Source organism: Aliiruegeria sabulilitoris (genome assembly GCF_001558155.1).
Taxonomy (GTDB): domain Bacteria; phylum Pseudomonadota; class Alphaproteobacteria; order Rhodobacterales; family Rhodobacteraceae; genus Tropicimonas; species Tropicimonas sabulilitoris.
The window spans coordinates 60,808-87,046 of the sequence record NZ_LOAS01000021.1 but is presented as its reverse complement, the minus strand read 5'-3'; the positions used below and the strand labels follow the sequence as shown (position 1 = coordinate 87,046).

The window sequence follows — 26,239 nt, the reverse complement described above, 5'->3', positions numbered from 1 at the left end:
CATGGAGCGCGGAATGGCATTCGGCAAGGGACATCACCTGCATCTGATCGACGGCTCGGCCTTTATTTTCCGGGCCTATCACGCGCTGCCGCCGCTGACGCGCAAGTCCGACGGGCTGCCGATCGGCGCCGTGGCGGGTTTTTGCAACATGTTGCACCGCTATATCGAGGGAAATACCGGGCCGGATGCACCGACCCATGCGGCGGTGATATTCGACTATTCCGGCAAGACATTCCGCAACGAGCTCTATGATCTCTACAAGGCCAACCGTCCTCCCGCGCCGGAGGATCTTGTGCCGCAATTCCCGCTGACGCGGGAGGCGACGCGGGCCTTCAATGTCGCCTGCGAGGAGATCGAGGGATACGAGGCCGATGACATCATCGCCACGCTGGCCTGTCAGGCGCGCGAGGCCGGTGGGCGCTGCACGATCATCAGCTCCGACAAGGACCTGATGCAGCTTGTCGGGGGCGGTGTAGAGATGCTCGACGCCATGAAGAACAAGCGGATCGGAATCGAGGAGGTCGAGGCCAAGTTCGGTGTCGGCCCGGAGCGGGTGGTCGATGTGCAGGCGCTGGCGGGCGACTCGGTGGATAACGTGCCCGGCGCGCCGGGGATCGGCATCAAGACCGCCGCCCAACTCATTCAGGAATATGGCGATCTCGAAACGCTGCTGGACCGCGCCGAGGAGATCAAGCAGCCCAAGCGCCGCCAGACGTTGATGGAAATGCGCGAGCAGATCGAGCTGTCCAAGCGGCTTGTCACGCTCGATTGCGCCACTCCGCTGGGCTTTACCCTCGACGATCTGGAAGTACGGGATCCGGAGCCAGAGGCGCTTCTGGGCTTTCTGGGCAAGATGGAATTCCGGACGCTTTCCAAGCGGATCGCCGATCAACTTGGTGTCGAGGCACCGGCAATTGCGGAGGCGCCCGCGGCGGCGACCGAAGCCGATGCCCCGGAATCGCTGCCCTTCGATCACACGAAATACGAGATCGTTCGAGATGCCGCGGCGCTCCAGGCTTGGATCGACCGGATCAACGCCATGGGTCGCGTCGCCGTAGATACGGAAACGACTGGGCTGGACGAGATGACCGTCGATCTGGTCGGGATCTGCCTTTGCGTTGAGGCGGGCGAGGCTTGTTACATCCCGCTGGGGCACAAGGCGGGCGGCGGCGACGGCCTTTTTGCGGACGAAGCGTTGGCCGAGGGCCAGATGGCGCTCGACGAGGCGCTCGCGCTTCTGAAGCCGGTTCTGGAGGATGGGGCCGTCCTCAAGATCGGCCAGAACATGAAATACGACGCCAAGATCCTGTCGCGCTATGGCATCGAGGTCGCCCCCTATGACGACACGATGTTGCTTTCCTATGCCATGCATTCCGGGCTGCATGGCCACGGTATGGATGCGCTTTCGGAGCGGTACTTGTCCCACGTTCCCATCCCCATCAAGGAACTGATAGGAAGTGGGAAAAGTGCAATCACCTTTGACAAGGTCGAGGTGGAAGTGGCTGCAAAATATGCGGCTGAAGATGCCGATATCACGCTGCGATTGTGGGAATTGTTCAAGCCGCAACTGCACCTGAACAAGGTCACGACCGTCTACGAGACGTTGGAGCGGCCGCTTTCGCCGGTTCTGGCACGGATGGAGATGGCGGGCGTGAAGGTTGACCGCGACACGCTCAGCCGCATGTCCAACGCATTCGCACAGAAGATGGCGGGGCTGGAGGCCGAGATCCACGAATTGGCGGGCGAGAGCTTCAATGTCGGTTCGCCCAAGCAGCTTGGCGAGATCCTTTTCGACAAGATGGGGCTGGAGGGCGTGAAGAAGGGCAAGACGGGCGCATGGTCGACCCCGGCGCAGGTCTTGGAAGACCTCGCCACGGAGCACGAGCTTCCGGCGCGGGTGCTGGACTGGCGCCAGCTTTCCAAGCTGAAATCGACCTATACCGACGCGCTGCAGGACCATATCAACCCCGAGACCGGCCGGGTGCACACCTCCTATATCCAGTCGGGCGCCAATACCGGCCGGTTGGCGTCGACCGATCCGAACCTGCAAAACATCCCCGTGCGCAGCGAGGAAGGCCGCCGTATCCGGGAGGCATTCGTCGCCGAGCCGGGCAAGTTGTTGGTCAGTCTCGACTATTCCCAGATCGAACTGCGCATCCTGGCCCATGTGGCCGGGATCGACGCGCTGAAACAGGCCTTCCGAGAGGGCCAGGACATTCACGCCATGACGGCGTCGGAAATGTTCGATGTGCCGCTGGACGAGATGACGCCCGATATTCGCCGTCAGGCCAAGGCGATCAATTTTGGCGTGATCTATGGCATTTCGGGCTTCGGACTTGCGCGGAACCTGCGGATTCCGCGCTCAGAGGCGCAGGGCTTCATCGACCGCTATTTCGAGCGCTTCCCCGGGATCCGGACCTACATGGACGACACCGTGGCCTTTGCCAAGGAGCATGGCCGGGTCGAAACACTGTTCGGTCGCCGTATCCACACGCCGGAGATCAATGCCAAGGGGCCGGGTGCGGGCTTTGCCAAGCGGGCGGCGATCAACGCGCCGATCCAGGGCACGGCGGCGGACATCATTCGCCGGGCGATGATCCGGATGGAGGACGCAATCGCCGGTTTGCCAGCCAAGATGCTGCTGCAGGTGCATGACGAACTGATCTTCGAGGTGGACGAGGACGCGGTGGACCAAACCATTGCGCGTGTCCGCGAAGTGATGGAGGCCGCCGCCGAGCCGGCGGTGAAGATCGACGTGCCGCTGGTTGTCGATGCCGGGCAGGGGGCGAACTGGGCCGAGGCGCATTGAGTGCTCCGTCACCGCGCGCGGTGACGGAAGTCCGTCTCAACTTGCCTGCTCGCGGATTGCCCGTGGTGCGCCTTTACGGGCCAATGCCGGGGGACGTTCGTAGCGGAGCGGCGTCGATCTCGTTGGTGTCTGCTCGCGGTCGGCGGAAGTACCGGTGCGGCGGGCGAGCCCCCAGAGGCCAAATCCGATGAAACCTATCTGGATCAGAAAGGCCGCGAGGTTGAAGGAGTCGATCAGGCTCAAAAGGACAAGGGCTGCGGCAATGATCTTGGAGACGGAATAGGCCGTTCCATTACCGCAAGCGATGTCGCACTGAACCAGCGCGAAACCGCCGACATAGACGATCGACCCTATTACGCCACAGATTTGAAGGAGGAGGGGCAGGTTGTCTTGAATCGGGACAGGGTTGAACATTGATAAAGGTCCATAAAAATAAATTGGCACATTTCACACGCAAACGATCCGGTTAATGCCGGAAATCAAACGAAATAGGGTCCAGAAAATCGACCCGTCACCGCTTTCTGCTCACCTTGGAGAAGGACCCGAATGGGAGTGCCGACTTTTCAGGTGATCAGCGACGATGGGGACTATTCTACAGGAATTCGGCCTTCAGGGCACGCCAAAATAATCGACCGAGGCCCGTAGCTTCCATGTCCCTGGACTGACCGTGCCACCTAGATCTCCGGCGGCGAGAGAGGTAGCCCGGGATGGAAGAAACAGGTGTGAGGGACAACGATGCCGCACGACCATCATCATGACCATCACCACGGTCTCGATCCCGAGAGCGGCGACCGACGGGTCTTTGTCGCCATCGCAGTGAACTTCCTGTTAACCTTCGTACAGATCATCGCAGGAGTGATTTCCGGCTCTCTCGCGCTGGTGGCCGATGCCATCCACAATCTAAGCGACGCGCTTTCGTTGGTGATCGCCTTTGCTGCCCGCAAGATCGCGCGGCGTCCCGCCGATGCCCGGATGACCTTCGGCTATGGCCGGGCCGAAGTCGTGGCCGCGCTCATCAATTATACCGTGTTGATCGTGATCGCTTTTTACCTCGCGGTCGAGGGCATCAACCGCCTGCTGGATCCGCCACAGGTGCAAGGCTGGCTTGTTGTTGGCGTGGCCGCTGTCGCGTTGGTGATCGACACCGTGACAGCGTTGCTGATTTTCCGGATGTCGAAGGACAGCGTGAACATGCGCGCGGCCTTTCTTCACAACCTCATGGACGCCCTGGGCTCGGTGGCGGTCATCATCGGGGGCACGTTGATCCTGCTCTATGACTGGCGGCTGGTTGACCCGATCGTGACGCTGATGATCGCGGGCTATATCCTGTGGCATACGGCGCGCGAAATCGGCCCGGTCATTCGCATTCTCATGCTGGCCAGCCCGGGCTCGCCAACCGTCGAGGAGGCGATCGCCGGTATGGAAGAGTGCCCCGACGTGGTCGAGATCCACCACCTCCACCTCTGGCAGATGGGCGAACACGAGACCTCGCTGGAGGCGCATGTCGTGCTCGCACCGGGAGCGGCCGCCGCACAGGTCAAGGCGGCACTCAAGGGCCTTTTGGCAGAGCGTTTCGGCATTCGACATTCGGTGCTGGAAATGGAAGGCGCTGCGGATCGTTGTGTCGATGCCCAGCCAGTTGGTCACGGTTGAGACGAACGTACCCTCCGTCATGCTTGACCTCTGCGTAAGCTCTGGCCTTTGTTGCTTAAGGGACGGAGGAGAGCAGGATGTCACAGGAATTCGTTGAACTGATCGGGGCCGATGAGGCTGTCGCCGAGGTGCGCCTGAACCGGCCGGAGAAGAAGAACGCGCTGACGCTGGAGATGCTGGATGCGCTGGTCGCCGTCGGCAAGGAACTGTCGGGCAAGCCGGGGTTGCGGGCGGTGATCCTGTCCGGCGAGGGCAGCGATTTCTCTGCCGGGCTTGATACCGGAGCGCTGATGGGGATGGCGGGCAAGCTGGATGCGATAAAGCAGGAGATGCTCAGCCCGCCTGAGGGCGAAACCGCCAACCGCTTCCAGCTTCCGGCCATGGTGTGGAGCCAGCTTGCCGTGCCGGTCATTGCCGCACTGGAGGGAGTCTGTTTCGGCGGCGGGGCACAGATCGCGCTTGGAGCGGATTTCCGGGTCGCCCGGCCGGATATGCGGTTTTCGATCATGGAAGGCAAATGGGGGCTGATCCCCGATATGGGCATTTCGCAAAGCCTGCCGAGGCTGCTGCCGGCAGACAGGGCGAAGGAACTTGTCATGACCGCGCGCGTGATCACTGGGGCAGAGGCGCATTTGCTTGGCCTGGTGACCCGGCTGTCGGATGCCCCGCGCCAGGAGGCCCGTGCCTTTGCCGAGGCCCTTGCCGGACGTTCTCCCGAGGCGATCCGTTCCGGCAAACAGTTGGTGGACGCGATGTATGAGGGTAAGCCCGCCGAGCATCTGCGGCTGGAGGCCGTCCTGCAAGCAGAACTGATGGGGGCGCCAAACCAGGTCGAGACGATCATGGCCAATATGCAGAAACGCCCGCCGGTCTATACGTAACGCAGCCGCTCAGAAGCGCGCCGGCCGATGGGTCCGTCAGGCGGTTTCCTTCATCGCTTCCAGCGTATGGGCCAGTCCGCCGCGGATGTGGGTTTCGAGAATGTCACTGGCCTTCGTCGCGTCCCGCGCGAGCGCCGCGTCGAGAATTGCCCGGTGCTCGAGAACGGCCGTTTCGCCCCGGTTGGTCAGCACGAGCATCTGGTAACGCAGGTATTTGTCGTAAAGCAGCGCGTGCAGCGAGAGCAGGTTCGTGGAGTTGCAAGCCTGGATCAGGGCCAGGTGAAATTCCCAGTCATAGCGCTTCCAAGCTTCCACCTCGGAGTGGTCGCCCTGGAGCATCCGCTGTTCCATGAGGTGCAGCTTGTGATGGGCGGCAACGAGATTGCCCTCCCACTCCGTATCTCCGTTCGAGATCGACAATTCCAGTGCGTGGCATTCCAACAGAACGCGCAGGTTGGACACTTCGATGAGGTCCTCGCGAGAGACGGGCGTGACGAAGAAGCCGCGCTGCTCGGGGGCATCGACGAAACCCTCGCTGGCAAGGCGGTTGAGCGTTTCGCGCAGCGTCGACAGGCTCGCCGAATACCGTTGCTTGAGCGGTTCCAGCTTGAGCTTTTCGCCCGGCTCGAGAACGCCGAAGATGATGTCGCGCTTGATCCGTTGGTAGGTGCTTGTCCCTACCGTTGTACGTGCTTTGGTCATCTCGGTCATTCATCGGAGTTTTCAGATTTTGTCATGAATATAGATAGGCATCATAGGATGCTCAATGGAAATTAAACAACCTACAAAGCTAATAATATCGGAAATTATTGAAAGTGCCGGTGGCATGCCCTAGTCTCTCCGAGACAGTTGCGAGTCGCCTGGATGTGGCGCCGCGCCGGCTTGGGAGGGAGATTTCATGTTCATGGGATTCGAGAGAGGAGTGCGTCATGTGCGCTTTCCCGGGGGGAGCGCGGCATGACGGGTGACGTGTGTATGGCAGTTGCGGGTGTCGGCCTGGTTGGTCGGCGTCATGTGGATGCGATCGCGAATACGGCCGGGGTCACCCTTTCCGGGGTCGTGGATCCTAGCGAGGAAGGGCGCAGCTACGCGGCAGAGAACGGCCTGCGCCATTTCGATACGCTGGAAGCGCTGTTGCAAGCGGGAGGCACGGACGGGGTGATCCTGTCGACGCCGACGCCCTTGCATGTCGAGCAGGCGCAGGTTTGCGTTGCGCGCGGGCTGCCGGTGCTGGTGGAGAAACCGCTGGCAACTTCGGCGGAGGCGGCTGCAAAGCTGGTCGCGGAAGCGGAACGCAAGGGGGTACCGGTCCTCGTCGGCCACCACCGGCGGCACAATCCGTTGATCCGGAAAGCCTGGGAGTTGATCGACGCCGGCGAGATCGGTCAGGTTCGAGCAGTTCAGGCAACCGCCTGGTTCTACAAGCCGGACGGGTATTTCGAGGTCGCGCCCTGGCGCAAACAGAAGGGCGCGGGGCCGATCTCGGTCAATCTCGTCCATGACGTGGATCTGATGCGCCATCTCTGCGGCGAGGTGATAAGCGTGCAGGCGCAGGCGACGCCCTCGCTGCGCGGTTTCGAGAACGAGGATGTCGCCGCAGCTGTGTTTCGTTTCGAGAATGGCGGCATCGGCACGATCACTGTCTCCGATTCCATCGTCGCGCCGTGGAGTTGGGAGCTGACCTCGCAGGAGTACCCGATTTACCCCCGCACCTCGGAGAGCTGCTACCTGATCGGTGGCTCGCATGGCGCGCTCTCGCTGCCCGACCTTCGGCTCTGGCGTCACGGCGGCGAACGCGATTGGTGGAGCCCGATCAGCGCGACCTCGATGGTGCGGGCCTCCTCGGATCCGCTTTACAACCAGATCGCCCATTTCGCCGCCGTAATTCGAGGTGAGGAGGCGCCGTTGGTCAGCGGCCGCGAAGGGCTGCGCACGCTCAGGGTGGTCGAGGCGATTCAGGCGTCGGCCGAGGCAGGAACGACGGTCACGATCCCTCGGGACTAAGGCCCCGTTGAGCGGGACGCTCAGCAGAAAATCTAGATACCGATACCAGGGAGGGCAGCGCATTCGAGCAGCCCTCCCTTTGTCATTGATCTTGGCCGATGCAGTTTGGATCGGGTTCCGGGCCGAAAATCGTCCTCGCGAATTCAATAGTTGATAATTTAAAAAATATCAGATAATTTATAAATCGAATGATTATTGACGCTGGCACGGAAAGTCCGGAAGGAACCCAAAATGTCCCATGAACTCAGGAATACCGGCGGCAGATCGCTCTTCGCGCGGGCGATTCTGGCGTTGATCGAAGCGGCCACCCGGGAGTTGGTCCATTTCACTGGGCGCGAGGGCATGATCCAGCTTTCCCGCGACGCGCAGCTCAACTCAGGCGAGAGATGAAGCGGCGTAACAGGAAATGTCGAAAGCGCGCTGCTGCCCGCGCCCCGCGACGGAAACATCCAGCGATTCGCGGTCCCGCCACCGCATGCCGGACATGGCTGCCATTCAGGGAAACGAGGAAAACCATGGGCAAAGAGCTCACTGAACAGGAAGCGGCACTGGCCGCCGAGATGCTGACACGTGCACGCGCAGCGATGGCCGAGATCGAGGATTGGAGCCAGGCCGACCTGGACCGCCTCTCGCAGGCCATTGCCTGGTATGCGGGGAACGAAGAGACGTTCACGCGGCTGGCACAGCGGGGTGTAGACGAAAGCGGCATTGGCGACCGCGACGGCCGCCCGGGCAAGCGCTTCAAGATCCACATGGTTCTTCGCGACGTTTTGCGCACGCCCTCGACGGGCATTGTCGAGGTGGACGAAGCGAAAGGGCTGGTGAAATATGCCAAACCCGCCGGCGTGATTGCCTCCCTGATCCCGATGACCAACCCGGCCATGACGCCGCCGGTCACGGGCGTCTCCTCGGCCAATGCGCGCAACGCGGTGATCTTCTCACCCCACCCGCGCACCGCGGGCACGACCTATGAGATGGTCGAGGTTATGCGCGCGGCCTGCCGGGCCGTGGGCGCGCCGGAAGACCTGTTCCAGTCGATCCAGAAACCCTCGATCCCGCTCACCCAGCACCTGATGGAAATCTGCGACCTGACGCTGGCCACCGGTGGCAAGCCGATGGTCAAGGCCGCTTATTCGTCGGGCAAGCCGGCCTATGGCGTGGGCGCGGGCAACTCCTCCATCGTCATCGACGAGACAGCGGATATCGAGATCGCGGCGCAGAACACCCGCATATCCAAGACCTCCGATTTCGGCTCGGGCTGCTCGGCGGATGGCAATATCATCATCCAGCGGTCGATCTATGACCGCATGGTGAAGGCGCTGGAGGCTGAGGGCGGCTATCTGTGCAATGATGAGCAGAAGGCGCGGCTGGAAAAGGCGATGTGGGACGAGAAGGGCAACCGCACCTTCCCGACCATCGCCTGCCGCCCGCAGCAGACGGCGGATGTGGCCGGTTTCTCCATCCCCGAGGATCGAAAGTTCCTGATGGTCGAGAACCAAGGCCAGATCGGGCGGGAGCACAAGTTCTCCAAGGAGAAGCTGACCACGCTCATGGCGCTCTACCATTTCGAGAGCTTCGACGACGCGCTGGAGACCGTCCGCCAGATCTACGAGACCGGCGGCAAGGGCCATTCCTGCGGGATCTACTCGCATGATGACGCGAATATCGACGCGCTCGCCCGTCTCGCGCCGGTCAGCCGGATGATGGTCCGCCAGCCGCAATCCAAGGCGAATGCCGGTGCCTGGACCAACGGTATGCCGATGACCTCATCCCTCGGCTGCGGCATCTGGGGCGGCAATATCACCAATGAGAACGTCACCATCAAACACATGATGAACTACACTTGGGTGAGCCGTCCGATCCCGGAGGACCGGCCCTCCGAGGAGGAACTGTTCGGCGAGTTCTACGGCAAGGAAGCGCTGTGACGGCGAACAACAAGACCGTCGCCCAACGTATCGTCGGTTTCCTTGAGCGGCGGGAGATCACTCATGTCTCCGGCCTCTGCGGACATACCAATATGGCCGTGCTGGCGGCGGTGGCCGAGAGCCCGATCGCGTTTGTGAAGGGGCTCCATGAATAGATCGCCAGCCATGCCGCCGATGCGTATTCCCGCGTGCAGGGCAGGGCCTCCATCGTGTTCTCGCACCTTTCCCCCGGCCTGACGAACTGTGGCACCGGCGTCGCCAATGCTGCGCTGGATTGCATCCCGATGGTGGTGATCGCGGGCGACATCCCGACCCATTACGACGGCAAGCACCCGCATCGGGAGGTGAACCTGCACGCGGATGCCCAGCAATACGATGGATATCTTCTCCAAGGTGATGCGCTCGGACGGCTTCGAGCGCATCCGTGGCAAAACCCGTGCGATTGTGAAGCCTTCCATCGACGACGAAGCCGCGCGGATCAGCCTGCGCAAACTTGCCGAGGCCGAGAAGCCGGTGATCCATGGCGGCGGTGGCATCCTGCTGGCAAAAGCCTCCGAGGAGCTACGCGAATTCGTCGATCACATGCGGATCCCGGTCGCGCATTCGCTGATGGGCAAGGGCCTGCTGCGCGACGACCGTCCGCTGGTGCTCGGCATGAACGGTTTCCGGGGCACATCGCTCACGAAAAATGCCTGCCTTGAAGCCGATTGCGTCTTTCCCATCGGCACGCGGTTCAAGGAGGCGGATTGCTCCTCCTGGTATCCCGGTTACACCTTCAATATCGGCGGCAAGGATGACAAGACGAAGGTCATCCACATCGATATCGAACCGCAGGAGATCGGTCGCAATTACCCGACCGAGATCGGTGTGGTGGCAGATACGAAAGCGGCGCTGCGTGTGCTGACACGGGTGGCAAGGGAAATGTACCCGGATGGCTTCCAGCGGCCGGAAACCGTCCAGAAAATCGCGACTTTCCGTGCCGGGTTCAAGGAAAGCAGGCGCGAGATGGCGATCTCCAGCGCCTTCCCGATGATGCCCGAACGCATCCTCGCAGACACCCGAGCGGCCCTGCCGGAGGATGCGACCCTCACCACCGATGTGGGCCGGAACAAGAACGGCGTCGGCCAGCAATTCGACATTCTGACCCCCGGCTCGATCCTGACCCCGGGCGGTTTCGCCACCATGGGCTTCGGCCCGCGGAGGCCATCGGGGCCAAGCTCGCGGCACCCGATCGGGTGGTGCGCTCCCTCGTCGGTGACGGTGGTTTCGGTCGGAACCCGGCCATGCTCGCCACGGCGGTGGAACTGGATCTCGCGATCATTTGGCTGGTGATGAACAACAACGCCTTCGGCACCATCGCCGGGCTGCAAAAGGCGCATTACGGCCTGACCGATGACGCTGAAGGGCTGCGGATCCGTTCGGCCGATGCGCTTCTGCCAGCCCTCAAGGCGGCCATCGCCAGCGGAAGGCCGACGGTTCTGGACGTGCCGATGATCAACAACCCGACGCCCACGACCGGGCATTGGAACATCCTCGACATCTATTTGCCCGGCAAGGATGTCTCCCAAGTGGCCACCTGACGGAAACGTGGGGTCGCCAGACAGGGCGCGCGTCGCTGGCGCGCGCCCATGATCTTGCTGACAAGCGACGAAAACAGGCGCAGACTGCGTATCAGGAATGCGCGACGATGATTCATTGGGAGGAGTTCATGGCTCGCTTCGCATTTCCGATTGCATTCGCCCTCGTTCTGTTCGGCAGTTCTGCCATGGCACAGCAATTCGTGCCGGGTGGAAACATGCTGACCCGGTGGGACACGAACAATGATGGCAGGGTAACGCTGGCCGAGATAAAAACCGGTCGTGCCGCCTATTTCGACGCTTACGACACGAATCGGGATGGCGCGCTTTCCGCTGCCGAGTTTGATCGCATTTCGCAGAAATCCAATGGCGGGCGTCAGGCAAACGGGGTCCGCGGGACGACCGGCGTTCTGGGCAGCCAGATTGACACCAATCGTGACGGCTACGTTTCCCGCAAGGAATACGTGGACGGCGCGCGGCTCTGGCGGGACCGGATGGACCTGAACGGGGATGGCGTGCTGACCTCTGCGGATTTCGGCCGCTCGCAGGGTGGCAAGGGGCGCGGTGTGCGCTGGAACAACGGCTGACGCACCCATTTCCCGGCAACTCGCCGAACCCGTGTCGACAGCGGCGCGGAATGCCTCGCTGTCGAAGGTGGCCGTCCTCCAGACGGCGGAATCCTCCTCGAAATCCAGATCGCAGGCCATAGGCTCCGCCGCGCGGGCTGCTCCTGCTCTCCGGCCGCGACAGAGGCCGCGATGGCGTGCAGTCCGGCCAGCAACCCGTTCAGCCATTGCCGCTGTGCGAGGTCGAAGGGCGCGTCTTCGGGGGTGTCTCAGGCGGCGGTTGCCGTGCGCGACGAAGACGCGCAGCATCGTTTCCGCCACATTGCCCGCCCCCTCAGGGCGACAGACAAGTCCGGTATCGCGGGCAAGATCCTTGTGCCCGGTGATCCCGCCGGGGGGCGATACGACACCAGATGCCGGGCTCCACGCCGTGATCGTTGGCCTGCACATCCCCGGTCAGCAGCTTGGCAACATCGTAAACCGTCAACATCCGGCTTTGTTCCTTGTCCCCCATCGACCCGCTCGCGCGCCGCCGGCGTGTGTCGCTGGAGATCAGACGGATGCGCCGTGCGGTGGCGTCTAAACAGGCGCGGATCCCGTCGGGCGCTGCCGTGTGGTGTTTGTGTGGGCCGGGGCGGTCTGGCCCTCCTATTCTCCTTGACCTTTGCCGTATCGCGCCTGAACGCTTTGATGAAACGCAACGCAAGAGGCTCGAAGTGAAGGTATTTTTCAGCGAGGAACACCGCCGGCATTTCCCACAGGCGGAATTGTGCGGTGGCGAGTTCGTCACCCCGTTCGAACGGCCGAGCCGGGTGGAATACGTGCTCGGGCGGCTTAACGAGCAAGGGCTCACCGACATCGTCGCCCCCGGCCCGGTGGACATGGCGCCGATCCGGGCGATGTGCGATCCCGGCTATCTCGACTTCCTCGAAAACGCCTGGGACGAGTGGAAGGCCGAAGGCTTCGCCGGCGAGGTGATCGCCGCGAATTTCCCGGCGCGGCGCATGCAGATTTTCCGCCCGCCACGCAATATCGACGGCAAGGTTGGCTATTACTCGCTGGCCTCGGAGACCGCGCTAACCAATGGCACATGGGCGGCAGCGCTCTCCTCGGCGGCCTCGGCGCAGGCCGCGCAGGCCCACGTCGCCGCCGGCGCGAAATCCGCCTTCGCGCTCTGCCGCCCGCCGGGGCACCACGCCACCGCTGACATGTTCGGCGGCTATTGCTTCCTCAACAACGCGGCGCTGGTGGCCGAGGCATTCCGCCGTGACGGTGCCGGGCGGGTGGCAATCCTCGACATCGACTTCCACCACGGCAATGGCACGCAGGACATCTTTTTCGGGCGCGGCGATGTCTTCTTTGCCTCGTTGCACGGCGCGCCGGAGGATGCCTTCCCCTATTTCCTCGGCTATGCGGACGAGACCGGGATCGGCACCGGTGAGGGGGCGAATGCGAATTACCCGATGCTGCCGGGCACGGCCTATGATGTCTGGTCCGGCGCGCTCGACACGGCGCTGGCGCGAATCCGGGCGTTTGGCGCCGAGGCGCTGGTGATCTCGCTGGGCACGGATGCCTACAAGGACGATCCGATCAGCTTCTTCAAGCTTGACTGCCCCGATTTCCTTGATGCCGGGCGCCGGATCGGATCGCTCGGCCTGCCGACCGTCTTCTGCATGGAGGGTGGCTATGCTATCGAACAGGTTGGCATCAATGCCGTGAACGTATTGGAAGGATTCCTCGATGCGTGAAGTTACCGTAGCCGTCACGCAATTCGCGTGTTCCGACGATCACGGCGCGAATGCCGATCGTGCCGAAGCGCTGGTCCGGCAGGCCGCCGCGGAGGGTGGGCAGGTGATCCTGCCGCAGGAGCTGTTTCACGGCCCCTATTTCTGCATCACCGAGGATCCGCGCTATTTCGACTGGGCCGCGCCCTTTGAGGGCAACCCGCTGATTGCGCGTTTCGCGGAGCTTGCCCGCGAGTTGGGCGTGGTGCTTCCGATCTCCTATTTCGAGCGCGCGGGGCAGGCGCATTTCAATTCGCTTGCGATGGTCGATGCCGATGGCAAGGTGCTCGGAAACTACCGCAAGAGTCATATCCCGCAGGGGCCGGGCTACGAGGAGAAGTTCTATTTCTCCCCGGGCGATACCGGCTTCAAGGTCTGGGAAACGGCGTTTGGCACCATCGGCGTGGGCATCTGCTGGGACCAGTGGTTCCCGGAGGCGGCGCGGGCGATGGCGCTTCAGGGCGCGGAAATACTGCTCTATCCGACCGCCATCGGCTCGGAGCCGCCGGCGCCGGAATATGACAGCCAGCCACATTGGGAAATGACGATGCTCGGCCACGCGGCGGCCAATATCATGCCCGTGGCGGCGTCGAACCGGATCGGACGCGAGGTACAGGACGGCCGGGAGGTGACCTTCTACGGCACCTCCTTCATTGCCGATCAGGCCGGGCAACTCGTGACCCAGGCAGGGCGGGAGGACGAAGCGGTTCTTCTGGCGCGGTTCGATCTCGACGAGATCGGCGCTCTTCGGCGGAGCTGGGGCCTCTTCCGCGACCGGCGCCCGGAGCTTTACCGGCCCCTGATGAAGCTCGGCGGCTGACGGATCAGAGCGGCGGCGGGCGGCGCCCCGGCCAGTCCGTCGCCGCGTGATAGGCATCCCCCATGGCGAGGATCGCGGCATCGGCGCCTGTCGGGCCGAAGAGCTGCATCCCCATCGGCAAACCTGTCTGCGAAAAACCCGCCGGCATCCCGAGGCAGGGCAGGCCGGCGAGGCTGACCGGCACGACCACTTCCATCCAGCGGTGATAGGTGTCCATCTGGCGGCCGGCGATGGTTTCGGGCCAGCGCCAGTCGACGGGGAATGGCCAGACCTGCGCCGAGGGCAGGGCGAGCGCGTCGTAGCTTGCGAAAAGCTCCGAGGTGCGTTTGTACCAGCGCGAACGGGTCATGCTGGCAGCGTAGAACTCGGCGGCGGTCAGGGTTGCGCCCTGTTCAATCTCCCAGAGGGTTTCCGGCTTGGTGAGCGCCCGCTTGGCAGGATCGCTCGCATAGTCGCCCTTCGCGCTGGCGTTGAGGCCCGCACGGAGTGATGTCCACGAAGTCCACAGCTCCTCGGCGGGAAAAGGGGGTGCGAGCGGTTCGACCACGGCGCCGAGGCTTTCGAAGACCTTGAGCGCGGCCTCGCAGGTTTCAAGGATACCGGGTTCCATCGGATGGGCGCCGCCCCAATCGCCGAGCCAGCCGATGCGCTTGCCGGTGAGGGGGGCTCCGAAACGGGCAGTGAAATCCTCCGTCGCGCGGCAGAAAGGCACCTCCGGGTTCGGGCCAGCGAGAACGGAGAGCAGGAGCGCTATGTCGCGCGGGCTGCGGGCCATCGGGCCTTCGGTCGCGAGTGTATGAAGGAAAGTCTCGCCGCCGGCATCCTGCGGCACCAGTCCCCAGGAGGGGCGGAAGCCGTAGACATTGTTGAAAGCGGCGGGGTTGCGCAGCGAGCCCATCATGTCGGAGCCGTCGGCAAGCGGCAGCATCCGGGTGGCCAGCGCCGCCCCTGCGCCGCCCGAGGAACCGCCGGCGCTGCGGGAGAGGTGATAGGGATTGCGCGTCGGCCCGAAGACCGGGTTGAACGTGTGCGAGCCGTGGCCCCATTCGGGCGTGTTGGTCTTGCCGATGAGGATCGCGCCGGCCGCTTTCAGCCGGGCGGCGACCAGTTCGTCCGCCTCGGGGACGTGATCGGCGAAGAGGGGCGAGCCGAAGGTGGTGCGGATGCCCTTCGTCGCCACCAGATCCTTCACCGCGATGGGCAGGCCCGCGAGTGGGCCGCTACGGGGTTGGGCAGCCTCGGCGAGCAGTTCCGCGCGCGGGCGCAGGGTGACGATAGCGTTGACCTTGTTATTGACCGCCTCGATGCGGTCGAGGAAAGCGGCCATGACGTCCGGTGGCGAGACCGTTCCCGCGCGCATGTCCGCAAGAAGCTGCGTGGCGTTGAGATCGACGAGGTTTTCCGGCATCCTGCCCTCCGAATGAAGACGGGCGCCGAAGCGCCCGTCCGTCTTGCATCTAAATTTCGCTTACTTCTGAAGCTCGGTCCAGATCGCGGTGTAGTATTCCTGCGCCTTGGGCGAGCAGGTGGGCAGGAAGTGGCCCGCGGACTTCAGCTCCTCCGGAACGATGATTTCCGGTGCGGTCTTCATGTCCTCGGGCATGAATGCATCCGATCCGGTTATGCCGTTGGCATAGCGCGCGAAGGAGGAGATCATCGCCGCGTTCTCGGGCACCATGATGAAATCGAGGAACTTGTGGGCTTCCTCGACGTTCTTGGCATCCGAGAGCAGCATCACCTGGTCCATCCAGAGCGGGAAGCCTTCCTTCGGATAGCCATAGACCACGTCGGCGTTCTTCAGCCGGGCGCGGAAGATGGCGCCGCTCCAGTAGACCGAGGCCATGACGTCATTGGCGGCCATCTTCTCGGTCATGCCGTAATCCATCGACATCCAGTTGGGCTTGGCGGCCATCAGCGCATCACGCGCCTTCTTCAGAACCTCGGTATCTTCGGTGCAGGGCTCGCCGCCGACATACCACAGCGCCAGCGACATCACGTCGTTCATCTCGGGTGTGACGTTGACCTTGCCGACCAGCGCCTCGGGCGTGTCCATGAAGATCGCGGAGGTGTTGATGTCCCCGTCATAGGCGGTCTTGTTGACCGCGATGCCGGTCGAGCCCCACTGCCACGGCACCGAGTATTTCCGGCCCGGATCGTATTCGGATTCCAGCCATTCAGCTGCGATATTGCCGTGATTGGGCAGCTTGGAGAGGTCGAATTCCTGCACCAGCTCCTTCTCGACATAGATCGGCACCCAGGAGTTCGACGGCACGACGAGGTCGTAGCCATGTCCGCCGGCCTCGATCTTGGCCATCGCGGTCTCGTTGCTGTCATAGTCGGTGACTGTCACCTTGATGCCGGTCTCGGCCTCGAATTTCTCGAGCAGTTCCGGGCTGGTGTAGTCGCCCCAGTTGAATAGCTGCAGCTCGCCCTCGGCCTGCGCCATCGTGGCGGCAGCGAGGGTCATCGCCGTGGTCAGGAGTATTTTCTTCATAATTACCTCCGGGTTGGTATCTCAATTTTCGCGGGTTCAGTCCCGCTTTCGCGTGAGTAGAAAGAAGGCGGTGAGCAGGATCACCGTCAACAAGAGCAGCAAGGTCGAGATCGCGTTGACCTCGGCCGAAACGGACCGGCGGATCTGCCCCAGCATGTAGGTGGGCAGCGTATCCTGTCCGGCCGATTTCACGAAGAGGGTAATCACAACGTCATCGAGCGAAGTGACGAAGGCCAGCATCATGCCCGCGCCGATGCCGGGCGCGAGAAGAGGCAGGGTAACATGGCGGAAGGTCTGCCAGGAGGAGGCGTAGAGGTCGCCGGCGGCGATCTCCAGCGTCAGGTCCATCCCTTCCAGGCGTGCGCGGATCGGCAGGTAGGCGAAGGGAATGCAGAAGGCGGTATGGGCGGCGATCAGGTATCCCAGCCCCTGATAGCCGGTGGCGACCTTGATCGAGGCGAAGAAGATCAGCAGCGCCACGGCGGTCACGATCTCGGGCACCATCAGCGGCTGGTTGATCAGCAGGTAGATGAAGGTCTGGCCGCGGGTCTGGCGGCGGCGGGTGGTGCCAAGGGCGGCCATCGTGGCAACCGTGGTTGACAGCAGCGAGGCCGTTGCCGCGATGGTCAGCGAGCGCAGCGTGACCTCGCGTACCTCTGCATTGTTCCAGGCGACCGGATACCACTTGAGCGAGAAGCCTTCCCAGATCGCGATGCTGTCGCCGGCGTTGAAGGAATAGGCCACGAGCATCAGGATCGGTGCGTAGAGCGCGACGAAGACGGTGATGGCGATGGTGGCGAAGCCCGGCAGGCGGGAGGCGGAAAAGTCGCGTCTAGCCATGGGGACCCTCCTTGGTCGCTGCCCGCGTGTAGACGATGAGCGCAGCCGCGACGATGACGAGCAGGAGGACCGAGAGCGCAGCGCCGAGCGGCCAGTTGCGGCCGGGGCCGAACTGCATCTCGATGAAATTTCCGATCATCATGTTGCGCCCGCCGCCGAGGATCCGCGGCGTGACATAGGCGCCGAGCGAGGGGATGAAGACCAGGATCGAGCCGGCGATGATGCCGGGCTTGACGATCGGTAGGATCACCTTGCGCAGGACCTGCCAGCGCGAGGCATAGAGGTCGTAGGCGGCCTCGATCAGCCGCATGTCGAAACGGTCGATGGCGGCAAAGAGCGGCAGCACCATCAGCGGAAGGTAGACATAGGTCATGCCGATGAACACGGCGAAGTCGGTGTAGAGCAGGATGAGCGGCTCGTCGATCACGCCCAGCCACAGAAGGAAGGTGTTGAGCATCCCTTCGGTGCGGATGATCTGGTTGATCGCGAAGGTTCGGATCAGCAGGTTGGTCCAGAACGGGATGGTGATCAGGAAGAGCAGCGCGGCGCGGTTGCGCTCGCCTCGCGTGGCGATGAACCAGGCGGTGGGGAAGCCCACGAGGAAGGTGAAGAGCGTTGTTATCAGCGACAGTTTCACCGAGCGCCAGAAGATCTTCAGATGCGCATCTGCGAGGCTCAGCGTGCCATCGAATATATCGCGGGTGAGCACCGTGGAGACCCAGGCATCGGTCGAGAATTCCCAGATGACATTGCCGTATTTGCCGGGTGTCAGGAAGGAATAGACCAACATGATCAGGAGCGGACCGGCTGCGGCGAAGATCAGGATGATCAGCGCCGGCGTGGAGAGCAACCACATGCTGCGGGTCTCGCTCCGGGCGGTTTTCTCTTCGCCTGCGCTCATCGGCTCAATCCTCGAGAACCTGAAGCGCGCCGGGAGCGAAGATCAACCCGACCTCGGTATCCACGGGGGGCGCGTCGCCGCCGGCTTCGTCGGACTGGAAGCGGGCCATGAGTTCGATGTCGTTGGCCAGCCGCAGGCGGACATGGCTGTCGGTGCCGAAATAGACCGACTCGGTGACGAGCGCCCGAAGCGTCGCCTCCGCGTCCGATGGGACGATGCGGATATGTTCGGGACGCACCGCGAGCGTATGGGAGCCCTGGGGAGAGGCGGGATCAACGGGCAAGGCGATGTCGCCGCCGATGGTTGCCGTTGTGCCCGCGACCTGTGCGGGAATGAAATTCGTCTCGCCGATGAAATCCGCGACGAAGCGGTTCACCGGGTGGTTGTAGATCTCCTTCGGCGTGCCGACCTGGAGCAGGTTGCCCGCGCTCATCACCGCGATCCGGTCGGACATGGTGAGCGCTTCTTCCTGGTCATGGGTAACGAAGATGAACGTGATGCCAAGTTCGAGCTGGAGCCGCTTGAGCTCTGTCTGCATTTCCTTGCGCAGTTTCAGGTCCAGCGCCGAGAGCGGCTCGTCGAGCAGCAGAACTTCGGGCGAGGGCGCCAGCGCCCGCGCCAAGGCCACGCGCTGCTGCTGGCCGCCCGAGAGCTGCTGCGGCTTGCGGTCGGCCATTGCTTCGAGCTTCACCAGCCCGAGCGCGCGGTTCACCACCTCGTCGACCTCGGCTGCCGGCCGGCCCAGCATGTTCAGCCCAAAGCCGACATTCTGGCGCACGGTGAGATGGGGAAACAGCGCATAGCTCTGGAAAACCGTGTTCACCGGGCGCCGGTTTGGCGGCTGCTCGGTGATGTCACGGCCGTTGAGCAGGATATTGCCCTCGCTCGGTGTCTCGAAGCCGGCAATCATCTTCAGAAGCGTGGTCTTGCCGCAGCCCGACGGACCCAGAAGGGTGAAGAACTCGCCTTTCCTGATGCTGATCGATACGTCGTCGAGCGCTACGACGGCATGTTGGTCCGTGCCATAGACCTTGCGAAGTGAAACTGCCTCGATTGCGACGTCCCGCACCTGTGCCTCCGGGTGTTCGATGAATATGATCAAATCCTTTCCACAAGCTGGACAGATGCAACTCTGCCTTTTGATAAAATTATCGGCGCCGTTACGGGAGGTTGGGCGTTGCCTAAGAGATGGGCGTTTGCGCCTTCGATATGGGCGGTCGGCGATGAAACCAGGGGCGTGCGCGTTCAATTTCCGCGCAAAGCGAAAGCAGCAATGTGTCCGCACCGAACCGCGCCGCGAGATGAACACCAACGGGAAGTCCCTCCGCCGTCCAATGGAGCGGAACGGTCGCGGCGGGCTGGCCGGTGGCGTTGAAGGCCGCAGTGAACGGGGAATAGGTGAAGACGCCGTCGGGGCCGGTGCGGTAATCGACATAGTCGGCGCGGTGATGGCCGAAGCGGCCGATCTTCGCCGGCGGCTCGCCCATCGTTGGCGATAGCAGGATGTCGTATCCGCACATGAAGCCCTCCATCGCCCGGCCATAGGCATGGACGATGTTGACGCATTCCAGGTAGCGGTCGCCGCTGACCGTGGCGGCATGGGCGACGGCACTTTGCATGACCGGTTCGATCTCACCATGCTCCAGCGGCCGGCCGCGGGCCGTCACCGCGCGGCGGACAGAAAGCGCGGCACCGCAGGCGACGATATCGGTCCAGGCGCGCATCATGCCGGCGGTATCCGCATCGGCCGGAAGGGCGGGGGTGACGTGATGGCCCATTTCTTCCAGCAGTTTTGCCGCATCGTGGACCGCCGCCACGCAGTCCGAATGTACCGTGGCACCAGTGAAGCTGGTCTCGCACAGCGCGATGCGCAGACCTTTGGGCGCGCGTTCCATGGCCTCGACGAAGCCCTCCTCCAGCGGCGGCGCACGGTAGGGCGCGCCGAGATCGGCCCCCTGACAGCCGTCGAGCAGGATCGCCGTGTCGCGGACCGAGCGGGTCAGGAAGCCGTCGATAGCCATGCCCGCCCAACCTTCGCCGACATAAGGTCCATCCGGCAGGCGCGCCCGCGTCGCCTTGAGCCCGAAGAGGCCGCAATTGGAGGCCGGGATGCGGACCGAGCCGCCGCCGTCGGACCCATGGGCCGCCGGCACGATGCCCGCCGCCACGGCCGCCGCAGAGCCGCCCGAGGAGCCGCCGGGCGTGCGCGAGAGGTCCCAGGGGTTGCGGGTCGGCCCGCCATAGACAGCGGCTTCCGTCGCCGGGCCAATGCCGCCTTCGGGCGAGGTGGTGCGGCCGAATACCACCAGCCCCATCGCTTCCAACCGCGCATAGATCGCCGAATCCTGCGCGTAACGCATATTGGCGAAGAGCCGCGAGCCGTTATTGGTGGGATAGTCGATCGCTTCGGCGCCGAGATCCTTGAGCAGGAAGGGCACGCCCCTGAGCGGACCTTCGGGCAAACCCTCAGTGATCTTTCGCCGCGCAACCTCTTCGGCAAGCATGACGACGGCATTTAGCTCGCTGTTGACCGCACCCACCCGTTCCAGGGCGAGATCAAGCAGTTCGCCGGGGCTGACCTCGCCGTCTGCAACACGCGCTGCGAGCGCGGTAGCGTCCAGCGACTCATATTCGGTCATCTCTTACGTCTCCCGGCGAGTGTCCCGTTCCAACCCTAGCTGCGGGATGATCGGTCGGGAAGTCTCATATGTGCGGCCTGCCAACAGGCGCCCGGGTTGCAGGCATCCGCCTGGTCGGTCGGTATCAGGCTGGCACGACCGAACAGGAATCGGAGAGTGCCCGGATGCCCGTGTCGGACAGAACGTAGTCGTTCTCGATACGGACGCCCGCGCGCAACTCGGGATCGTAGAGCCCCGGCTCGAGCGTGAAAACGTCACCTGCCTCGAACCGGTCGTTCCAGTGCGGATTGATGCGCGGCGTTTCCACGGGCCGCAAGCCGATGCCATGCCCCAGATGCGTCTTGAAGCTCCAGCCGCGATAGCCGTCGAGGAAGCGTGACAGCTCGTCATAGACTGTGCGGCAGGAAACCCCCGGTGCGATCATGGACAGTGCGAGATCATGCGCCTCCGCGACCCGACGAGCAGCATCGCGTTGTGCCGGAGCCCAAACCCCGCCGACCGGATAAGTGCGGCAGAGATCGGAATAGTAGCCGCGGATCATGACGCCGGTATCGATCGGGACAAGGTCTCCCGTGCGAAGGGGGACGGTGCGCGGCGGGCCGCCCATCGCGCAGCCCCGAAAGTCGTTTCCCAGTTCTCCGATCGGTTGCCCCGCCGCCGCCACCGCCGCCGCCTGATAGGCCGCGAACAGGTCGATCTCGCGCGTGCCGTCTACCAGAAGCGGCTCGATGGCGGCAAAGGCGGCCTCGCCGGCCGCCGCACCCGCTGCGATCAGCGCAATCTCGTCGGGATCCTTCGCGCGGCTCAACCGGTCGAGTTCGAGGCGCATGTCCACAGGCTCCACTCGTCCCAAAAGGGCGAGCGGCAGGTCGCCCTCGACGCCAAGGCGGCAGCCGTCAGGTATCAAGTCTTGGAGTTGGTCCAGCGCCAGGTCCAGCAATTGAGGGCGCAGCGACGACAGGCGCGCGCCTTCGAACTCGCGCACCTCGTCGGCAAACGGCGCGCCATCGCCAGGGGCCATGCTGCACAGAACGGCGGGGCCGTCGGCCTGGATCAGCCCAAGGGCCGGAAAGACGTTTCGGGCCCAGTAGTTGAACAACCGGCACACCTGGCCACGGTTCACGACGAGAAGGGCGGCGCAACCGGCAGACCGCAGGCTTTCGCGCAGCGCGTCCTGTCGCTGACGGCAACGGGATTGCTCCAACTGATGGCCGACCATGATTGCAGACGTCATCCCGGACACTCCCTTCCTCTGGCATTGTCGTCTCAACAACGGCAGGACAAGGTTCGAGGCGTTTGTCGCAAGCGCAATAGGCCAGATTGAAGCGGCACCTTGTGTGCTCGAACGCTTCGGGCCGCGCCTTGGACGGGGCAGCGCGGCTCAGCTTCGTTTCGGTCTGGGCCAGACCAAGGCGCATTCCCTTGGCCGATCCGAGAGGCGTGGACATCAAGGAAGGTGATGCCGAATACGGCAGTTGCGATCATGGTGAGCGCGTTCAGATTCAAGCCGATTCCCGGGGTGCATCACCGAGCAGCAGAAACTCTTCTGGTCAGCCAACCTAGACCGTCTTCTTTGGTGGTTTTATTGGTGGGCAAGGCCCGGCACCCTGAGAAATTCTCTCCTTCAATGGGAGCGCGCGCGGTGTGATGGCAGTCCGTAGGGGATCCCCAAGGGGCGCCGAAACGCCAATAAAACATGGCTCGAGGTGTCCCACGGAGTGTCGGATACGCCCCAAAGAGATCAATGGGTTGGAGCGCCGGTGTCCCAAGCGGTCCGGCCATCAAGCGGGCAGCGCACGCCGAAGATCTTCTCCCGGATTTCCGGGGGACTGCAATCTCAGCCGAGCCGCCAATCGGACCGTCCTCGGCGCCCCTTCATCCACAGATGGACGATGAACCCTCCAGCGAAACAGGTGAGCGCAAAGCCCACGAGACCGTTGAAGCCGAAAGCGCCGAGGGCGGCGAGCAGGATCGGGGTGCCGAGCGTGTTGCCGAGGTTGCCCATCTGCGCCACCGCCCCGTTGGCATTCGCTTGTTCCGCCATGCCGGGATTCAACTCCGGAATCGAGGCGAACCCGGCGCCCTGCACCAACCCGAGCGTGCCGAAAAGCGCGATGGCAAGCCAGGGGCTACCGGGGGACCACGCCATCATCAGGCTCACGCCGGCCGAGAGGGCGAAGCCGGTCATGACAAGGGTCACAGCCGACACCCACCGCAGGAGCAGGACACCGAGGGTCATGGAGGTCACGAGCGAAGCGATGGGCATTGCGCCGGCCGCCATTGCCCGGTGGGGCTCGGCGATCTGGCCGGGCAGGACGGTCAGGAGCGACACGAAGGTGAGCGTGTAGAACAGCCAGGCCAGCGCAGGTGCGGCCTGATGGGGCGAGGCATAGACCGTAGTGTGTTTGCGAAGGATTCCCCGAACGCCGCCCAGCGGAGGCGGCGCGACGCGGTCGGGCTCTCCGGGAAGCCGCCAGGCCAGCAGCACCGCGATACCCGCCATGACGGCGGCATGGGTCAGGAACAGGCTTTGAAGCCCGAATGTCCGGACCAGCGGCAGGCCCAGCCAGGCCACAATCGCGAAGGAGACACCGAAGAAGGTGCTCCATAGGACCATGGCGACGCCCCGGTCCCGAGAGGATGCCACCCGGGCGATCAGCGTCGGCGCAGCCACAACGATTACCAAATGCGACGCTCCCTCGATCACGCGGCTGAGCAGCATGACCGGCAACGGCGGCAGAACTGACTGCCCAAGCGAGACTACCGCGCCGAGGGCAAGGGCAGGGATCAACATTCTGCGGAACCCGAAGCGGGGGAGGATGAGGCCGGCAAGGAGACCGAACAGGATGCCCAGAAAGCTCAGCAACGAGACGAGGAACCCCAGCCCCAGCCCGGCCTCCGGATAGGCCTGTTGCAGAAAGGCGAAGGGGACGGAAATCTTGGCGAACTGTGCGGCCGCGCCAAGGCCGGCCGCCCAGAGCGCGAGGACAAGGATCCAGGATGTGCGTTCGGACGGCATTCCGGACCTGTGGGGCATTTCAGGACGGATGGAAAGGCCCAATCTCGGACGGGCGCAAGATCTGGATGCGCCGTGCGATCCCCGCTGCGACCTGTCTCCCGGGGGCGACGGGAACCGCAGGTGCCGTTGATGCTGGTGGTGATCTGGAGATCCGAAAAGAAGTGGCGCGAACCTGCGTTCGCGCCACTTGAACTGTATCGGTTGTTGATCGGTGCGCCGTTACTGCGCGGAAGCCCCGTTCCGCTTTGCTTCCCGTGCCTTGCGCGCAGTTGCCAGCCGCCGATTATTCTCTTCGACGCGCGCTGCGATTTCCGCCCGCACATCCGCGGGGCAGTCAGGATGGGTCGCGATGGTCTTGGCATTGCTCAGCGAGGCGGTTTGCCCGAAGAGCGAGAAGATCTCCCGGATGAGCGCCGGGTCCTCGCATTCGGCGACGGCATCGTCGAAGGAGTCTCGGACGGCGTCGAGGATTTTCTCGTGCCGCTCGTGCTGACTGATCGCCAGACCGCCGCCGAGCTGGAGGACGCGGTCGTGGGCGCGTTTCTCGCGCTCGGTGAGGTTGTTCATGTCGATGGCGGGGCGGCGTTTCTTGGGCATGTAATGCTCCTCTTGATACGGGTTCAGGTGGTAGCCACCGGCCGGACCCTCGGGCTTGACCTGCTTGGCTTCCCAGTAGATCGATCCGTTGCCCGAGGGCGGGAAACGGATTTCCGGATTTTTTTACTCCCGCCGGTGATTTCCGGATTCGGGGCCGAACCAGCTCTGCGCCTTGCGCGATAGCGCGATGATCGGACGGGACAGGGATGTCCGCATGTTCGCGATTTTCTGCCTTGCCGAGAGGGGCAATGCCCTGGCGATCTCTACGATCGCGTCATCCGCGGCCGTTATCTGCTGGAAGGCTTCCGAGAGTTCGGCCCGGGCGTCCTGGCGTGCCTTCTGTCGCAGCACTTCAAGGGCCCGGCCGAATATCCGAACCGGAAGATGCGCCGTCGCCGTAGCCTCGCCGGTGTCGGGGCAGGCACCGTTGGAGGGCAGTGCCAACGCCTCGGGATCGATCCGTCCGTCCGCAATGTCGGCGGCGGTTTCCAAGACAGCCTCGGCATCCGCCGACTTGGCGTCAGCGTCGGCCTCCCGGGCGACAATTGCGGTTTCCCGTTTCGTGAGCTGATGTCTCGGTCGGCCAGCTTGCGGTCCTGCTCCTCCCGCCACTTCCGCGGGCTGACATGCCGGCGATGCTTTGGCACTTCGACAAGCTCTCCGGGGGCCTTCTCTCCGGCTTGCTGCGCTTTCCGGACCTTCTTGTTGTGCTCAAGCGCATCCCGGATCGCCTGCTTGCGCTTCTCGCCACGCTTCAAGCCGATCTCGGCGAACCAGGCGCCGACATCGTCCTGCGCCTTCTCGTAGCTGCGGATCATCGGGTGAACGGAGGGCTGAAGCATCCGCCGTCCATCCTTGGTGGTCGCCCTGGGCAGGATAACCGCGTGGATATGGTATGCTTCTTCGTCGAGATCCGCCCGCGCATGCACGCAATCCGCGCCGAAATGCTTCAACAGCCAGGCCTTCGCCAATTCCTCGAACTGTTCCTCCCGCGTGGGGCCTCCCTCCCCGAAGAACTCGGTGAGATCGGCGTCGAACCATTCCCGCTTGACCGTCAGGATGACCTCGCGGAGCGGCCCATGCCGTGTTGCCCGCCACGGATCCCGCGGCCCCTCGGCAAGGCGCCGTTCCAGCTCCGAGGTCCTGCGCCGATCCCGGAGCTTCTCGAGTTCCATGGCAAAGTTCTCCGCCCGCATCTCCCGAATCTCGCCGAGCGCCTCCTGTGCCCATGTCGCGCTGCCCAGAAGGCGCCGGTTCAGGCGCGACCGCGAGCGATCGACATGGCCAAGATCGCCGCCCTTGCGCAGGCGATGGCTTTCGAAACCGCCAAGTTTCGTTGGCCACAACCCCTGCATCCGCATGACGATCAGGTATTGGCGCTCTTGATCCGGCATCTTCTGTCCTCCTGTCGTGGAGGTCGGGAGGTCGGTTCAGGTGGGTGGGGGCGGAAACGCAGCGCGCCAGAAAAAATGAGGGTTAATCGCTGAAGCTCCGCGCGACACCGTGAATAGCGAAGGGGAACGGATTGAAATCGCCTCGGGTGCGATCACTCGATGGAACGCAGAACGAGGCCAGCGAAGCGTGATCCCGCCTTGAAGCGCGAAATCAGACTCGGACCGGGCGCTCCAATAGCTCGTAGGTCGATGGGAACCGGGCCTTCGTCCCAACTCGCGGGAAAGCCTACAATGCGGACTTGTCAGCTGTTCGCGAGATATGGTCCGCAGCGCCAA

21 protein-coding genes and 1 pseudogene are annotated in these 26,239 nt (G+C 63.5%); 10 read left to right on the top strand and 12 right to left on the bottom strand.

Annotated features, from left to right (window positions below; all coding sequences use genetic code 11):
- The first annotated feature begins 13 nt into the window (after positions 1 to 13).
- Entirely contained in the window at positions 14 to 2,809 is a 2,796-nt protein-coding gene (polA, locus tag AX756_RS16885; protein ID WP_068314381.1) for a DNA polymerase I, read from the top strand.
- Between the two features lie 36 nt (positions 2,810 to 2,845).
- Here the strand turns inward: polA and AX756_RS16880 are convergent, their stop codons facing one another.
- A complete protein-coding gene (locus tag AX756_RS16880; protein WP_068314221.1) occupies positions 2,846 to 3,223 on the bottom strand; it encodes a CBU_0592 family membrane protein in 378 nt (125 codons plus the stop codon).
- A gap of 321 nt (positions 3,224 to 3,544) precedes the next feature.
- On the opposite strand from AX756_RS16880, the gene AX756_RS16875 reads away from it, so the two are divergent.
- Both AX756_RS16875 and AX756_RS16870 read left to right on the top strand, forming a co-directional pair.
- Positions 3,545 to 4,462, top strand: coding sequence for a cation diffusion facilitator family transporter (locus tag AX756_RS16875; protein WP_068314218.1), 918 nt, complete (start codon positions 3,545 to 3,547; stop codon positions 4,460 to 4,462).
- A gap of 77 nt (positions 4,463 to 4,539) precedes the next feature.
- Positions 4,540 to 5,343 (top strand): crotonase/enoyl-CoA hydratase family protein, encoded by an 804-nt coding sequence (locus tag AX756_RS16870; RefSeq protein WP_068314214.1) that lies wholly within the window; start codon positions 4,540 to 4,542, stop codon positions 5,341 to 5,343.
- A gap of 36 nt (positions 5,344 to 5,379) precedes the next feature.
- On the opposite strand, the gene AX756_RS16865 is transcribed toward AX756_RS16870, so the two are convergent.
- Positions 5,380 to 6,045, bottom strand: coding sequence for a GntR family transcriptional regulator (locus AX756_RS16865; RefSeq protein WP_068314379.1), 666 nt, complete (start codon positions 6,043 to 6,045; stop codon positions 5,380 to 5,382).
- A 255-nt stretch (positions 6,046 to 6,300) separates the two neighbouring features.
- On the opposite strand from AX756_RS16865, the gene AX756_RS16860 reads away from it, so the two are divergent.
- The 7 genes and pseudogenes from AX756_RS16860 to aguB all read left to right on the top strand — a co-directional run bounded on the left by AX756_RS16860 (position 6,301) and on the right by aguB (position 14,019).
- Positions 6,301 to 7,347, top strand: coding sequence for a Gfo/Idh/MocA family protein (locus AX756_RS16860; protein WP_068314211.1), 1,047 nt, complete (start codon positions 6,301 to 6,303; stop codon positions 7,345 to 7,347).
- Positions 7,348 to 7,578: 231 nt separating this feature from the next.
- Positions 7,579 to 7,737, top strand: a complete 159-nt coding sequence (locus AX756_RS25700) for a hypothetical protein (protein ID WP_156461538.1) — start codon at positions 7,579 to 7,581, stop codon at positions 7,735 to 7,737.
- Positions 7,738 to 7,862: 125 nt separating this feature from the next.
- Positions 7,863 to 9,272 (top strand): aldehyde dehydrogenase family protein, encoded by a 1,410-nt coding sequence (locus AX756_RS16855; RefSeq protein ID WP_068314209.1) that lies wholly within the window; start codon positions 7,863 to 7,865, stop codon positions 9,270 to 9,272.
- Positions 9,269 to 10,852, top strand: a pseudogene (locus AX756_RS26880) (thiamine pyrophosphate-binding protein). The gene AX756_RS16855 and the pseudogene AX756_RS26880 overlap by 4 nt, the downstream one beginning before the upstream one ends.
- 128 nt (positions 10,853 to 10,980) lie before the next feature.
- Positions 10,981 to 11,436, top strand: a complete 456-nt coding sequence (locus AX756_RS16845; protein ID WP_163887000.1) for an EF-hand domain-containing protein — start codon at positions 10,981 to 10,983, stop codon at positions 11,434 to 11,436.
- A gap of 695 nt (positions 11,437 to 12,131) precedes the next feature.
- On the top strand, positions 12,132 to 13,163 hold the full coding sequence (locus AX756_RS16840) for a histone deacetylase family protein (RefSeq protein ID WP_068314203.1): 1,032 nt from the start codon (positions 12,132 to 12,134) through the stop codon (positions 13,161 to 13,163).
- Positions 13,156 to 14,019, top strand: coding sequence for an N-carbamoylputrescine amidase (gene aguB / locus AX756_RS16835; RefSeq protein WP_068314200.1), 864 nt, complete (start codon positions 13,156 to 13,158; stop codon positions 14,017 to 14,019). Before AX756_RS16840 ends, aguB begins: the two co-directional genes overlap by 8 nt.
- Before the next feature lie 4 nt (positions 14,020 to 14,023).
- Here the strand turns inward: aguB and AX756_RS16830 are convergent, their stop codons facing one another.
- The 10 genes from AX756_RS16830 to AX756_RS16785 form a co-directional block, all read right to left on the bottom strand.
- Positions 14,024 to 15,427 carry an amidase gene (locus AX756_RS16830; RefSeq protein WP_068314197.1) on the bottom strand — a complete coding sequence of 468 codons (1,404 nt, stop codon included), beginning with the start codon at positions 15,425 to 15,427 and terminating at the stop codon, positions 14,024 to 14,026.
- Between the two features lie 60 nt (positions 15,428 to 15,487).
- On the bottom strand, positions 15,488 to 16,513 hold the full coding sequence (locus tag AX756_RS16825; RefSeq protein WP_068314194.1) for an extracellular solute-binding protein: 1,026 nt from the start codon (positions 16,511 to 16,513) through the stop codon (positions 15,488 to 15,490).
- Between the two features lie 36 nt (positions 16,514 to 16,549).
- Entirely contained in the window at positions 16,550 to 17,353 is an 804-nt protein-coding gene (locus tag AX756_RS16820) for an ABC transporter permease (RefSeq protein ID WP_068314191.1), read from the bottom strand.
- A complete protein-coding gene (locus AX756_RS16815) occupies positions 17,346 to 18,254 on the bottom strand; it encodes an ABC transporter permease (RefSeq protein WP_068314188.1) in 909 nt (302 codons plus the stop codon). The genes AX756_RS16820 and AX756_RS16815 overlap by 8 nt, the downstream gene beginning before the upstream one ends.
- A gap of 4 nt (positions 18,255 to 18,258) precedes the next feature.
- Positions 18,259 to 19,356, bottom strand: a complete 1,098-nt coding sequence (locus AX756_RS16810) for an ABC transporter ATP-binding protein (protein ID WP_170307780.1) — start codon at positions 19,354 to 19,356, stop codon at positions 18,259 to 18,261.
- Between the two features lie 79 nt (positions 19,357 to 19,435).
- Positions 19,436 to 20,893, bottom strand: a complete 1,458-nt coding sequence (locus AX756_RS16805) for an amidase (RefSeq protein ID WP_068314184.1) — start codon at positions 20,891 to 20,893, stop codon at positions 19,436 to 19,438.
- A gap of 124 nt (positions 20,894 to 21,017) precedes the next feature.
- Complete coding sequence (locus tag AX756_RS16800) at positions 21,018 to 22,127, bottom strand: M24 family metallopeptidase (RefSeq protein ID WP_068314181.1); 1,110 nt, start codon at positions 22,125 to 22,127, stop codon at positions 21,018 to 21,020.
- A gap of 603 nt (positions 22,128 to 22,730) precedes the next feature.
- The gene (locus tag AX756_RS16795) at positions 22,731 to 23,912 is read right to left on the bottom strand and encodes an MFS transporter (RefSeq protein ID WP_068314178.1); all 1,182 of its coding nucleotides are present in this window, start codon (positions 23,910 to 23,912) and stop codon (positions 22,731 to 22,733) included.
- A 219-nt stretch (positions 23,913 to 24,131) separates the two neighbouring features.
- Positions 24,132 to 24,509 (bottom strand): hypothetical protein, encoded by a 378-nt coding sequence (locus AX756_RS16790; protein ID WP_068314175.1) that lies wholly within the window; start codon positions 24,507 to 24,509, stop codon positions 24,132 to 24,134.
- A 287-nt stretch (positions 24,510 to 24,796) separates the two neighbouring features.
- Positions 24,797 to 25,903 (bottom strand): plasmid recombination protein, encoded by a 1,107-nt coding sequence (locus AX756_RS16785; RefSeq protein WP_068314172.1) that lies wholly within the window; start codon positions 25,901 to 25,903, stop codon positions 24,797 to 24,799.
- Between the last annotated feature and the right edge of the window lie 336 nt (positions 25,904 to 26,239).